At 60.9% G+C, this 13627-nt stretch carries 12 protein-coding genes; 9 read left to right on the top strand and 3 right to left on the bottom strand.

Features of this window, described 5'->3' with window-relative positions:
- The first annotated feature begins 83 nt into the window (after nt 1-83).
- From INHI_RS0107030 to INHI_RS0107005, 5 genes are all read left to right on the top strand, one after another.
- Nucleotides 84-965: a ferritin-like domain-containing protein gene (locus INHI_RS0107030; RefSeq protein WP_036766963.1), complete on the top strand. Its 882-nt coding sequence runs from the start codon at nt 84-86 to the stop codon at nt 963-965.
- 405 nt (nt 966-1370) lie between these two features.
- Nucleotides 1371-2702 (top strand): M23 family metallopeptidase, encoded by a 1332-nt coding sequence (locus INHI_RS0107020; protein WP_014874843.1) that lies wholly within the window; start codon nt 1371-1373, stop codon nt 2700-2702.
- The gene (locus INHI_RS0107015; RefSeq protein ID WP_027247200.1) at nt 2692-3234 is read left to right on the top strand and encodes a bactofilin family protein; all 543 of its coding nucleotides are present in this window, start codon (nt 2692-2694) and stop codon (nt 3232-3234) included. The genes INHI_RS0107020 and INHI_RS0107015 overlap by 11 nt, the downstream gene beginning before the upstream one ends.
- Nucleotides 3235-3476: 242 nt before the next feature.
- A complete protein-coding gene (locus INHI_RS0107010; protein ID WP_014880139.1) occupies nt 3477-4721 on the top strand; it encodes a calcium-binding protein in 1245 nt (414 codons plus the stop codon).
- A 241-nt stretch (nt 4722-4962) separates the two neighbouring features.
- Nucleotides 4963-6459, top strand: coding sequence for a calcium-binding protein (locus INHI_RS0107005; protein WP_027247199.1), 1497 nt, complete (start codon nt 4963-4965; stop codon nt 6457-6459).
- Between the two features lie 87 nt (nt 6460-6546).
- On the opposite strand, the gene INHI_RS0107000 is transcribed toward INHI_RS0107005, so the two are convergent.
- The 3 genes from INHI_RS0107000 to INHI_RS0106990 all read right to left on the bottom strand — a co-directional run bounded on the left by INHI_RS0107000 (nt 6547) and on the right by INHI_RS0106990 (nt 8819).
- Nucleotides 6547-7545: a DUF3179 domain-containing protein gene (locus INHI_RS0107000; RefSeq protein WP_051338958.1), complete on the bottom strand. Its 999-nt coding sequence runs from the start codon at nt 7543-7545 to the stop codon at nt 6547-6549.
- A 223-nt stretch (nt 7546-7768) separates the two neighbouring features.
- Complete coding sequence (locus INHI_RS0106995; RefSeq protein WP_014874848.1) at nt 7769-8320, bottom strand: peptidylprolyl isomerase; 552 nt, start codon at nt 8318-8320, stop codon at nt 7769-7771.
- Nucleotides 8313-8819 (bottom strand): peptidylprolyl isomerase, encoded by a 507-nt coding sequence (locus INHI_RS0106990; protein WP_014874849.1) that lies wholly within the window; start codon nt 8817-8819, stop codon nt 8313-8315. Before INHI_RS0106990 ends, INHI_RS0106995 begins: the two co-directional genes overlap by 8 nt.
- Before the next feature lie 181 nt (nt 8820-9000).
- Between INHI_RS0106990 and INHI_RS0106985 the strand changes: the two genes are divergently transcribed.
- The 4 genes from INHI_RS0106985 to INHI_RS0106970 all read left to right on the top strand — a co-directional run bounded on the left by INHI_RS0106985 (nt 9001) and on the right by INHI_RS0106970 (nt 13451).
- On the top strand, nt 9001-10191 hold the full coding sequence (locus INHI_RS0106985) for a phosphoglycerate kinase (RefSeq protein WP_027247197.1): 1191 nt from the start codon (nt 9001-9003) through the stop codon (nt 10189-10191).
- A 256-nt stretch (nt 10192-10447) separates the two neighbouring features.
- Nucleotides 10448-10747, top strand: coding sequence for an FtsB family cell division protein (locus tag INHI_RS0106980; RefSeq protein ID WP_014880143.1), 300 nt, complete (start codon nt 10448-10450; stop codon nt 10745-10747).
- A gap of 288 nt (nt 10748-11035) precedes the next feature.
- A complete protein-coding gene (pdhA, locus tag INHI_RS0106975; protein WP_027247196.1) occupies nt 11036-12049 on the top strand; it encodes a pyruvate dehydrogenase (acetyl-transferring) E1 component subunit alpha in 1014 nt (337 codons plus the stop codon).
- A gap of 16 nt (nt 12050-12065) precedes the next feature.
- Complete coding sequence (locus INHI_RS0106970) at nt 12066-13451, top strand: pyruvate dehydrogenase complex E1 component subunit beta (RefSeq protein WP_014874853.1); 1386 nt, start codon at nt 12066-12068, stop codon at nt 13449-13451.
- Nucleotides 13452-13627 lie beyond the last annotated feature (176 nt).

The raw sequence follows: 13627 nt of genomic DNA, 5'->3' as shown, positions 1-13627 counted from the left end.
CTTGCAGGTCAGCGCGCCCGGTGGCAGGGAATGGCCAAGATCAGCCCAACTCAACAGCCCACCGCCGAAACGGATCCGCGAAGATGACCAGCGACGCATCACAGACCAACGCAGACAGCCCTGACCGCCCGCTCAGCCTTGCGCAGATGGCGCAGCAGGTGCTGACCACCGCCGATGGCCGCGAGAAAACCACCCTGTCGCGCCGCCATGCCGCGCACTGGTTTGCCTATCGCGCCGGTGATGCGGCAAAGATTGAGGTCGGCACCGCCAGCCCGCCACTGCACCCCGCGCGTCCCGATAAGCCCGAACTTCTGAACCCGCGCGATGTGCCCCGTCGTCGCCCCGGGTCCGAGGCCGGGCGCAAGGCGCTTCTGCACGCCGTGGCGCATATCGAACTGAACGCGGTTGATCTGCACTGGGACATCATCGCGCGGTTCTCCCATGTGCCGATGCCGCTCGGCTTCTTTGACGACTGGGTTAAGGCGGCGGATGAAGAATCCAAACATTTCAACCTGATGTGCGACTGTCTTGAAGCCCTGAGCAGCTACTACGGAGAGCTGCCGGCCCATATCGGCATGTGGCGCGCCGCCGAAGACACCGCCGAGGATCTGATGGGCCGCCTCGCCGTCGTGCCGATGGTGCTGGAAGCGCGCGGTCTGGACGTCACCCCCGGCATGATCGAGGTTTTCCGCAAGGCAAAGCTCACTCAGGCGGTTGACGCGCTGGAGGTGATCTATGCCGAAGAGGTCAGCCATGTGGCCTATGGATCAAAATGGTTCCACTTCCTTTGTGGGCGCGACAATCTGGACCCGAAGGAGGTCTTTCATGATCTCGTCGGCAGATATTTCCATGGCCATCTGAAGCCGCCCTTCAACGAGGAAAAACGCGCCGAGGCCGGGATACCGCCGGATTTCTACTGGCCGCTCGCTGACGAAATCCCGGTCAAACCCCCGGCCCTGCGCTAGGCCTCGCCCAGCCGGGCCTTCAGCGGTGCATTCCGCGCAACCTTTGCCCGCCACAGATAAAATCGGCCTGCCTATCATCGGCGGGCCGCTCTTTATCGTACGCACCGGCACCCTGCCTGCGCCGTCATGATCCCGCCAACCCCGTCAGATATCGGCGAATTTTCGCTCATTTCGCAGCTGATCCCCACAGCTGCCGCGCCGTTTCCGCGCGGACCCGCCGAACAGCGGGTCAACAGGCTTGCCCAAACCCATCCGGCTGGCTATTCCCTTTCGCCATGGCGCGCTAACGCGGCCTGGCACTGCAGCAGGGCAGCTCCGATGGGACCGGATCTGGCCAGAAGAAACCGGCAGGAGGAGCGCCGGTGACAGCAGCGCCGCAACTGGGGCAGGACTAAGGACCAAAGCGTGCGGACACGTCTGGCAATCAAAATTCACGCATTTCTCGAACGCCGGTTTCCGGAACGGCGGGTGTTCCTCAAGTCTGACTCAGATACACGTTTCATTCGGCTCCGGTCCGAAACCCAGCTCATCGCCTTTGCGGGCATGGCGCTGCTGGTGGCCTGGTCTATTGTTGCCACTGCGATTGTTCTGATGGACAGCATCGGCTCCGGCAATTTCCGGGAACAGGCCAAGCGCGATCAGATGACCTACCGCGCCCGCCTGAATGCGCTGTCAGGCGAACGCGACGATCGCGCCGCCGAGGCGCTGGCCGCTCAGGAACGGTTCAACGCCGCCCTGACGCAGATCTCCTCCATGCAATCGGAACTGCTCGCGTCAGAGACCCGTCGCCGCGAACTCGAAACCGGTATCGAGGTGATTCAGACCACGCTGCGCCAGACCATGAAGGAACGCGAAACCGCCCGCGACGCACTGGTGGCGCTGAAGCAGGAAACCGCCGCCGACAGCCCCGCCCAGATGATGGCCGTCAGCGCTCCGGTTCAGATGGAATTCATGGCCGACGCGCTGGCCGAAACCGCCGCACAGCGCGACCAGATTGAGGCCAACGCCCAATCCGCGCTTGAGCAGCGCGACGCGCTTGAACTGGAACTGCGTCTGCTGGATGAACGCAACGATCAGATCTTCCGCCAGCTGGAAGAGGCGATGGAAGTGTCTGTCGCACCGCTCGACAAAATGTTCCGCAGCGCCGGAATGCCCACCGACCGTATTCTGGAACAGGTACGGCGCGGATATAGCGGTCAGGGCGGTCCGCTCAGCCCTTTAGCCCTGTCCACGCGCGGTGAGGAACCCACCCGCGAGGAGCTGCGCGCCAATAACCTGCTGCATCAGATGAATCAGCTGAACCTCTATCGGCTGGCCGCGCAAAAGGCGCCCTTTGCCTCGCCGGTGAACCTCAATCTGGTGCGCCGCAGCTCCGGCTTCGGCTATCGCCGTGACCCCAAAACAGGCGGTCGCCGCCTGCACAAGGGCTCCGATTTCGCTGGCCGCACCGGCACCGATATCTTTGCCACCGCTGATGGGGTTGTGACCCATGCGGGCTGGCAATCCGGCTACGGAAAACTTGTTACAATTCAACATGCCTTTGGCATTGAGACGAAATATGCCCATAACTCCAACATCCGCGTCAAGGTCGGTCAAAGGGTCTCGCGCGGCGATCACATCAGTGATATGGGTAACACCGGACGGTCCACCGGGACCCACCTCCACTACGAGGTTCGGGTCAATGGCAACCCCGTAAACCCGATGATCTATATCAAGGCTGCGAGAAATGTTTTCTAAGAGCAAAATCAACGAGCCCGGCCAGAAAGCGGCCGAAGCAACCCCTGCGGCGCCCGCGCCGTCTTCCGCTCCGGTTCCGCCCGCCAGCGATTTCAAGGCAACCGTCCCCAAGGCGAAGCCGCCGGCATCCGTGCTCAGCTCGGATCTGCACATCACCGGCAACCTCAAGACCACCGGTGACATTCAGGTCGAAGGCACCGTCGAAGGTGACATCCGGGCCCATCTGCTGACCATCGGCGAGAGCGCGACCATCAAAGGCGAAGTGACTGCCGATGACGTGGTGATCAACGGTCGTATTGTGGGCCGCGTGCGCGGCCTGAAGGTGCGCCTGACCTCGACCGCCCGCGTCGAAGGCGACATCATCCACAAGACCATCGCGATCGAAAGCGGCGCCCATTTCGAAGGCTCCGTTCAGCGTCAGGACGATCCGCTGAACCCCGGCAAAGCTGCAGCGCCCCGCGCCGCAGCCCCGGCACCAGCCCCCTCAGCCGCCGTCACCGCAGCCACCGCGGCACATAAATCCGACAGCTGATCCCAAACCTGCCTATTCAGGCAGCCAAGAATAGCCAAACGCCGCAGGTCACCCCCTGCGGCGTTTTTTGTGTGCTGCGCACGTTACGTTACTGGCAGGCAGAGCGAACGCAACGTCGCATATGGAGAGTGCGCAACCTGAAATACTGGGCCTTGCACCTATAAGTTGCCGAATGTAGGAAATAGGTAAATTTGCATGCATCATGCGTGCCGCCCTCACAATCAGGACATATATTTTCGACAATGGCTATTTTCACCGTAAATGACCCGACAGGCACGCTGTCGCTGAATAACCTCGGCGACCTTGGCTTTGACAACATCAGCCTGAACAGCCGATCGGTCAATCAGTTGTTTTTTACCAGCCCCACTGGCACCAGCATCACGCTGACTGGGGATTTTTCATCTTCATCACCCTATTTTTGGACGATTGAGTCGATGGCGGTTAACTCCGGTGGTACACCGGTCTACGCAATCAGTGAGTTCTCAATGAACTTCTATCGCTTCAGCGCCAGCAGCGGCGCTGCCTTGGAAGCAGCCATTCTCACAGGTGATGACACAATCACCTCGAATATGGCCGAAGGAACCCGCTGGCTGGCCTACGGCGGTGATGACGTCATCAGCCTAGGTATCGGCGATGACTACGTCCACGGAGGGTACGGCACCGACAGGTTGATCATTCACGACACTTATGGCCGGGCGGACATCTCCTCGGTCTACGGCGGCGTCTGGATCGACTCTGCCGACGGAAGAGATACCCTGCTGTCGATCGAACAGCTGCAGTTCAGCAACCGTAGTTTTTCCCTGAGCGTGGACACCAGCAGCAGCACCTCAATGAGCGGCGATCGCGACAGCACCCTTACCAGCGACATCATGCTGGGCGGCCTTGGCGCTGACACTTTGGCCGGGCTCTCCGGGCGCGATATGCTGCTGGGCGAAGAGGGTAACGACCACCTGATGGGCGGCGAGGGCCACGACACATTAAAAGGTGGCGATGGGCACGATATCCTCCTGGGTGGTTCCGGACGGGACTGGTTGGCCGGCGACCTCGGCGAGGACGCCATCAGCGGCGGTTCTCACGGTGACAAGCTCATCGGCGGTGGTGGTCACGACACTTTGCGCGGACAGGATGGTCACGATGTACTGCGCGGCAACTCCGGCTGGGATCAGCTCCTGGGCGGGCGCGGCAACGACCGCATCTATGGCGATGGCGGGCAGGATCGGCTGATCGGCCAAGAGGGCAATGACACCCTGACCGGCGGTGCACATGCCGACACATTTGTCTTCCATCGCGGCTATGGCACCGACATCATCACAGATTTCACCGTCGGCGAAGATCGGATCCAGATTGGTCGCGGGGCTGACGGGATCGATGATCTGACCTTCACCAGCCAAGGCAATAGTGTTCAGATCACTTTTGCCGATGTCACCATCATGGTGGAGAACAGCACGCTGGCGCAGATTGAGGATGCGGACAACTTTCTGTTCTGAGCCTCATCTTTGCTGAGGCAGACTGTTTACCCGAGATCACAGGCGTATCCCGCAAGGGATGCGCCTTTTTCCTAACCGTCGACGGCACAAACACAGATCCGGGTGTGAAGAATTTGCGCAACAGGCTTAACAAAGGTTAAGAATTCATTAACGACAACCTTCCCAGACCAAAACCTCCCGCCTAGGCTGACCGCAAAAGCATCGAAAAGATGCGTCAGGCATTCAAGCAGTAGGTCAGACCATGGCAGAACTTCTCGTCACGGCTGCGTCAAATGTGGCGCCGCCGTTCGATTTCAGTGACTTCGATTTCACCAAGGTCGCGGTTCTCAGCGCCACGGACACCCAGATCGCGGTGCAATATGGTGCCTTTGTCATGGTGTTTCAGGGCAGCTTCAGCTTTGACGAGAGTGGAAATCTGAGCCCCGACAGCCCGCTCAATGGCTTTGGCCTGTTTTATGACCAGTCGCTGATCATGTCGGTGAGCGGCTTCACCCTGCCCTCGCAGATGATTGCGGATGGGGATCTCTACGCGCTGCTGGCGGTGGCCCTCTCCGGGGATGACATCATCACTTCTGCCTGGAACGGCGGGGAGCGGATCACCGGGTTTGCCGGCAATGACACCATTCGCGCCGGTGACGGCGATGACACCATTTTTGGCGGCGCCGGTCAGGATGAGCTGGTTCTGGGAGACGGTGTTCATACCTACAGTTTCGCCTTTGACGACAGCGCCGGGGCACTGCTGACCACCACCAAGGGGCGCGACATGCTCTTTAATGTGGAAACCGTCCGGCTCGCCAACCAGACCCTGCATATTCAGGAAGGCAGCGCCACGGATGAGGCCCTCCTCAGCACCAATGTCGATGACACCAACCGTTCTGACATGATCCATGGCCGGGGCGGCGATGACACGATCACCGGCGGTGCGGGCAAGGATTTCCTGCTGGGAGGCGCCGGGGAAGACAGGCTCTCCGGGGGAAAAAACGACGACTTCCTTGATGGCGGGCTTGATGATGATCACCTCTCCGGCAATGCAGGTGATGACAATCTGCGCGGCAGCCTCGGCAATGACACGTTGATCGGCGGCGCGGGCAATGACACGCTGCGCGGCGACAATGATGTGGGCCCCGATGACAACGCCGATGACCTGTTGATCGGCGGCAGCGGCCACGACAGCCTCGACGGCAACGCCGGCAATGACACGCTGAAGGCCGGCAATGGCGCCGATACGCTGCATGGCGGCGCAGGCGATGACATGCTCAATGGTGGGCGTGGGCGCGATTTGATCACCGGCGATGACGGGCGCGATACCCTGGCCGGGGGCCGCGCCAATGATACGCTGACCGGGGGCGCCGACAACGACCGGCTGAGCGGCGGCGCAGGCCATGACGTGATGCGCGGCGATGCAGGCGACGATCTGCTGATTGGCGGGCGTGGCCACGACACCTTGTTTGGCAGCGATGGGGCCGACCGGCTGATAGGCCAGTCCGGTCACGACCGTCTGACCGGTGGCAGCGGCGGCGACAGCTTTGTCTTTGCCCGCGGCTCCGGCCGTGACACCATCACCGATTTCCAGCTGGGTGAGGATCTGATCCAGATCACCCGTGGCGCCGACCGGATCGACCATCTTGGGTTTGCACAGCTGGGCGCGGATGTGCGCATCACTTTCGCCAATGTCTCGATCCTGGTCGAAGACGTGACCGTCGACCAGCTGATGAATACCGATAACTTCCTGTTCTGATCAGTTACCGCTCTCAGAATATGGCCTTGGGCGCGCCTTTGTCGGTGCGCCCATTTTTTGTACAGAACTCAGCTGAGCGCCGCCCCCTCACTCCAGCATCCAGTCCCCCTTGGGCCAGAAGGCGTGATAGGCAAAGGCAAACATCACATCATGGGGCAGATCCGCGCCATTGCGCCCCTGCACCCGCACCGATCCCACATCGCGCCCCTTGCCGACATGCCCCGCATCCAGCGCCGAGGCCTGCCCGGCCCGCCAGCTGAGGATCACCCCGGCCTCGCGAATTTCCCCGGCCTTGGCCAAGCGCGCCAAGGGCCAGGCCCGATCCCCCACCCGCACCACACGCGCCAGCGGCGCGATACCATGGGGCGGTGGCGCGCCATCATAAAGAAACGGCCAATTCGACCGGTCATAGCCCTGATAGGGATTGCGCCCGTAGCTGCGGTTGTGGCGCGGCTCGGCCATCACCAGCCCCAATGGGTAGGCGGCCTGAAATCCCTGCCAACTGTCCAGCCAGCTGGGCAGTTGCCGCAGCTCCCGGCCAGTCATCTCGCCCACGATCCCGGTGCCGGTGGCCTGCTGCCACCAGCTCTCGCTCTCGCGGTCATACATTACCATATCGGACTGGCGCAGCTTGCCGGTGACACCAAAACTCAGGGTGCGACCAGCCACCCGCCGGTCAAAGCTCATCGCGGAATTGCACAAGGGGCAATAGGTCACCGCAACCGGCGTGCCGCCCACCCGGTCATTGACGATTTCATGCCAGATCAGGTAGCGCAGCGGATAGGCACGCGCCACCTGCCCCGGCAGATCCAGCACCACAACCGGCTCGGCGGGACTCAGCCCCTTCACCTGCGCCGCAGGGTGAAACGCCGGATCGCTCAGGGCCGGAATGCCATCCTTTGGTGGGCCACCGGATTTGATTTCGCCCCAGTCCGCAACAGTGGTGCGGCTAAAATCCGTGGTCGGCCATTCCCGCGCCCAGACGGCGGGATCCGCACGGGCCACCGCCAGCCAGGATAGCATCAACAGCAGCGACAGTCCCGCCACCGCTTTGTTTTGCAATAAGAATATATTTTTTGCAGTCATTTGTGACACCGCAGGCCTCCTCCCTGTGTCCCCAAGAGGTCTCCCATGGGTTCCCCGGCCCAAATCAGGGGCACAGCTTGCCGCAAACCCACCTCACATGCACCGCACAAGCCCGTGACAGGCGCGCGCGTCCTAGGCGGAAAACAGCAAACGGCCCGCACCATTCAAGGTACGGGCCGTTCAAACAATGACCTGCGGACCACAAGATCACGCGAAGCAAGGCTCACTCAGTCACAGAGACCGTTTTCATCACATCGGGCTGACCGACAACGGCGCCGTTCTGACTGCCGCTGCCACGTTTGATCGCGTCGACCACATCCATGCCCTCGGTCACCTTGCCCACAACGGTGTACTGACCGTTCAGGAAATGCCCCGGCGCAAACATGATGAAAAACTGCGAATTGGCGCTATCGGGATCCTGCGAGCGGGCCATGCCGACCACACCGCGATCAAACTCCAGATCGGAAAATTCGGCCGGCAGGTCCGACCGCTCGGAACCGCCCATGCCGGCGCGGCGCATATCGCCACCCAGCTTGCCGAATTCCACATCACCGGTCTGCGCCATGAAGCCTTCGATCACGCGGTGAAAGACCACGCCATCATATTTGCCCTCAGCCGCCAGTGCGGTGATCTGCTCGACATGCTTGGGGGCCACGTCCTCGAACAGGTCGATCTTGATGGTGCCATTGGCGCCCTCGCCCTCAACCGCGATCTCCAGACCGCTGGCCAGTGCCGGACCCGCCATCAGCGCAAATACCGCTGCCAGCTTATACATCGGCTGCCACCTTGACGCTGACCATGCGGTCAGGGTTCGCAGGCGGCTCACCCCGGGTGATCGCATCGACATGCTCCATCCCCTCGATCACGCGGCCATAGACCGTGTACTGACCGTTCAGGAAGTGGTTGTCCTTGAAGTTGATGAAGAACTGAGAGTTGGCCGAATCCGGGTTGGCGGAGCGCGCCGCGCCCAGCGTGCCACGGTCATGCGGCAGCTTGGAGAATTCCGCCGGAACATTCGGCAGATCAGAGCCACCGGTGCCCGCCATACGCAGGTTGAACCCGTCTTCCATGTCGCCGTGCTGCACGTCGCCGGTCTGCGCCATGAAACCATCGATCACCCGGTGAAACGCCACATTGTCATATGCGCCGCTACGGGCCAGTTCTTTCATGCGCGCGCTGTGCTGAGGGGCCACGTCGGGCAGCAGTTCGATCACCACCTTGCCGTCTTTCAGCTCCATGATGATGGTGTTTTCGGGGTCTTTGATCTCGGCCATGTGGCGCTCCTGTTCTTTGCATTTGCCCGATAGTTAAGGCCAGCGCCCGCAATTGCCAAGGGAGCTTTGGTCACAGAGCATTGACTGAGCGGCAAAAAGCCCCGAAACATCGCGCCAACACCGCCAGCGGCACAGTTTCCGCCGCTGGCGCATCAAACCAAGACCAAAGAAGGATATGATCATGGGCTGGAACGCACTCGACACGATGGACCTGGCAGGCAAGCGCGTTCTGGTGCGCGTCGATATCAACGTCCCGGTTGAGGATGGCCGGGTCACCGATGACACCCGCATCCAGCGCGTCGCCCCCACGATCAAGGATATCCTCGCCGCAGGCGGCACTCCAATTCTGCTGGCCCATTTCGGCCGTCCAAAGGGCAAGGTCGTCGCAGAGATGTCGCTACGCCCGCTGGTGCCGGCACTTGAGGCCGCGTTCGGCGCCCCCGTCACCTTTGCTGCGGATTGCCGTGGCCCCGCTGCCGAAGCCGCCGTTCAGGGCCTGCCAGCCGGTGGCGTGCTGCTGCTGGAAAATACCCGTTTCCACGCGGGCGAGGAAAAGAACGACGCCGATCTTGCCGCTGAGATGGCCAAGCTGGGCGATATCTACTGCAATGATGCGTTTTCCGCCGCCCACCGCGCCCACGCCTCGACTGAGGCGTTGGCCCGTCTGCTGCCCGCCTGTGCTGGTCGTCTGATGCAGGCCGAGCTGACAGCGCTGGAAACCGCTCTTGGCCAACCCCAGCGCCCGGTGACAGCCGTCGTCGGCGGCGCAAAGGTCTCTACCAAGCTCGAGCTTCTGGGCAATCTGGTCGGCAAGGTCGACAATCTGGTGATTGGTGGCGGCATGGCCAATACCTTTCTCGCGGCACAGGGCATCGACGTGGGCAAATCCCTCTGTGAGCATGATATGGCCGACACCGCCCGCGAGATCCTGAGCAAGGCCGAAACTCAGGGCTGTAAGATCATCCTGCCCATCGACGTCGTGGTCGCGCGCGAGTTCAAGGCAGGTGCCGACAATGAAACCGTCGCCGCTGACGCCTGCCCCGCCGATGCAATGATCCTGGACGCAGGCCCGCAGACTGTCGCTGCCGTCGCCGATACGCTTTTCGCCTCCAAAACGCTGATCTGGAATGGCCCGATGGGCGCCTTTGAAATCGCGCCCTTTGATGCTGCCACCAATGCCGCTGCACAACAGGCCGCCAGCCTCACCAAATCCGGCGCGCTGGTCAGCGTGGCAGGCGGCGGCGACACCGTGGCCGCCCTCAATCAGGCCGGGGCTGCAGCTGATTTCACCTATATCTCCACCGCAGGCGGCGCCTTTCTGGAGTGGATGGAGGGCAAGACCCTGCCCGGCGTTGCCGCCCTCGAAGGTTGAATCAGCCGCTCGGTCTGGCGTCGACCTGACGCCATCGCTGCCGCAAAAGGTTAAGATCGCAGCGATCCGCAGAACGCATTAACCATCTGTTTACCATTCGCACCCCTGCCACGCGGTTGGGGTGCGGTTTTGCCTGAGAATGTTCAAAATTAACAATTTTTACGTTTCACAAACCATGTTGCCTGTGGCAGTATTGTTGCAGACGCCGGGCAAACTGGCGCGAGACTTGAGCAGCAGATCATACAGGCTATCCACCGTGACCCGAAGCAACCGACCCTCTCTGGGCGCATTCGTTTTCTCAACGATTGCATTCGCACTCAGCGCATATTTTACCTTTGCCGCCGTGCAGGGCGACTTCGGGTTGTTCAGGCGGGTCGAGATCCAGGCCGAGGCCGAAGCGCTGCGTCAGGATCTCGACCAGCTGAAACGCGAAACCGCGCAGATGGAAAATCTCACCCACCGGCTGTCTGATGACTACCTCGATCTGGATCTGCTGGATGAGCAGGCGCGCTCGGTGCTGGGGCTGTTGCGCGCGGATGAAATCGTCATTCGCTGATCTGACCAGAATTTGACAATCTCGTCTCATGACCAACGCCCGCAGCCCCGCTCGCGGGCGTTTTGCTGTTCCGCCAGCAATAGGACCACCATCCTTACCCCAGCACCACACAGTTACCGTGCAAACGGTCACCGGCCTGGCCTGCTGCCCTCAGGTTACCCCCGGATAACACCATCGCCTTTACCCCTTGGTGACGGCACGTCATAATAACACTCGCATGACGTCGTAAAATCCATTATGAACTAGTTTAGCATTAAACTATCTAGCCTTAAGGGGGAGCCCGCCACTATGGCTGCGAGAAAAAGTGTCAAGAAACCAAATGTTTCTGCCGATGAGTTGCTCGAATACTACCGCGAGATGCTGCTCATCCGGCGATTCGAGGAAAAGGCCGGCCAACTTTATGGCATGGGTCTGATTGGCGGCTTCTGCCATCTCTATATCGGCCAGGAAGCGGTTGTTGTCGGCCTTGAGGCCGCCGCCGAAGATGGCGACAAACGCGTGACTTCCTATCGCGATCACGGCCATATGCTGGCCTGTGGCATGGACCCGGACGGCGTGATGGCAGAACTTACCGGTCGCGAAGGCGGCTATTCCAAGGGTAAGGGCGGCTCCATGCATATGTTCTCCAAGGAGAAGCATTTCTACGGCGGCCACGGCATCGTCGGCGCTCAGGTACCACTGGGTGCAGGCCTCGCCTTCTCTGACAAATACAAAGGCAACGACCGCGTGACATTCGCCTATTTCGGCGATGGCGCGGCCAACCAGGGCCAGGTTTACGAGACCTACAATATGGCGCAGCTTTGGGATCTGCCGGTGGTTTTTGTCATTGAAAACAACCAATACGCCATGGGTACCTCGGTCCAGCGCTCCACCAAATCCCCCGCCCTGTGGAAACGCGGCGAAGCCTACGGCATCAAGGGTGAAGAAGTGGACGGCATGGATGTGCTGGCGGTGAAAGAGGCCGGCGAACGCGCCGTTGCCCACTGCCGCGCGGGCAAAGGCCCCTATATCCTTGAGGTCAAGACCTACCGCTACCGTGGTCACTCTATGTCCGACCCCGCCAAATACCGCACCCGCGAAGAGGTGCAGAAAATGCGCGAGGAACGCGACCCGATCGAGCAAATCCGCTCAATGCTGCTGACCGGCAGCCACGCCAGCGAGGATGATCTGAAGGCGATCGACAAAGAGATCAAGGACATCGTCAACAAATCCGCAGACTTCTCCAAAGAGAGCCCGGAACCGGCGCTCGAAGAACTCTGGACCGATATTTATGCGGACGATCTGCCGCAAGAAACCGCCTGAGGGGACGTAACACGATATGGCAACTGAAATCCTGATGCCCGCCCTGTCGCCGACCATGGAGGAAGGCACCCTGGCCAAATGGCTGGTCAAAGAGGGCGATACCGTAAATTCCGGCGATATTCTGGCCGAGATCGAAACCGACAAGGCGACGATGGAATTCGAAGCCGTTGACGAAGGCGTCATCGGCAAGATCCTGATCGGTGAAGGCAGCGAAAACGTGAAGGTCAACAGCCCCATCGCCGTGCTGCTGGAAGAGGGCGAAAGCTACGACCCCGACGCGGCCCCTGCAGCATCCGCGCCCTCCGCAAGCGAAGCGCCGGCGGCAGAGGCACCTGCGGCGCCCGCAACCACCGCCGCTGCTGCCGCAGCCCCCGCCGCACCGGAGGTGGACACCACCCCCGACTGGCCCGAGGGTACCGAAGTGGTGCAGACCACGGTCCGCGAAGCCCTGCGCGACGCCATGGCCGAGGAAATGCGCCGTGACGATGATGTCTTCCTGATGGGCGAGGAAGTCGCCGAATATCAGGGCGCCTATAAGATCTCTCAGGGCCTGTTGGACGAATTCGGCGCCAAGCGGGTGATCGACACCCCGATCACCGAACATGGTTTTGCCGGCATCGCCACCGGCGCGGCCTTTGGCGGTCTGCGCCCGATTGTGGAATTCATGACCTTCAACTTCGCCATGCAGGCGATTGACCACATCATCAACTCTGCCGCCAAGACGCTCTATATGTCCGGCGGTCAGATGGGTGCACCGATGGTGTTCCGTGGTCCCAACGGTGCCGCCGCGCGCGTGGGCGCACAGCACAGCCAGGATTATGCCGCCTGGTACATGCAGATCCCCGGCCTGAAGGTGGCGATGCCCTACTCCGCCTCCGACGCCAAAGGTCTGATGAAAACCGCCATCCGCGACAACAACCCGGTGATCTTCCTCGAGAACGAGATCCTCTACGGCAAGTCCTTTGAAGTGCCGAAGCTGGATGATTACACCGTTCCCTTTGGCAAGGCCCGGATCTGGCGGGAAGGCACTGACGTCACCATCGTCTCCTTTGGCATCGGCATGACCTATGCGCTGGAAGCGGCGGAGAAACTGGCCGAGGATGGCATCAGCGCCGAGGTCATCGACCTGCGCACCCTGCGCCCGATGGACACCGGTTCCATCATCAAATCGGTGATGAAGACCAACCGTCTGGTCACAGTTGAGGAAGGCTGGCCGCAGGGCTCTGTTGGCAGCTATATCTCCTCCGTGGTGATGCAGGAGGCGTTTGATTACCTCGACGCCCCCGTCATCACCTGCACCGGCAAGGACGTCCCCATGCCCTATGCCGCCAATCTCGAAAAACACGCGCTGGTCACCACCGATGAGGTGATCGAAGCAGTGAAACAAGTGACTTATCGATGAACAACTTGAATGATATCAGTGTAATAAGCACAGCATCCGCAAGCGGTTGGTGGGCTGCGTTCGCAATGTCAGGGGAAGTTTTCTTTGAACCTGTAACCGTGTTTGTAACCTATACTGAACTAGGCAACTCTAGCGAGGTTCGAACCGACGCCATGACTTCAATGGCACACGCTGAC

The sequence above is a fragment of the Phaeobacter inhibens DSM 16374 genome (genome assembly GCF_000473105.1).
GTDB lineage: Bacteria > Pseudomonadota > Alphaproteobacteria > Rhodobacterales > Rhodobacteraceae > Phaeobacter > Phaeobacter inhibens.
This window is presented reverse-complemented; position numbering and strand designations above follow the sequence as displayed.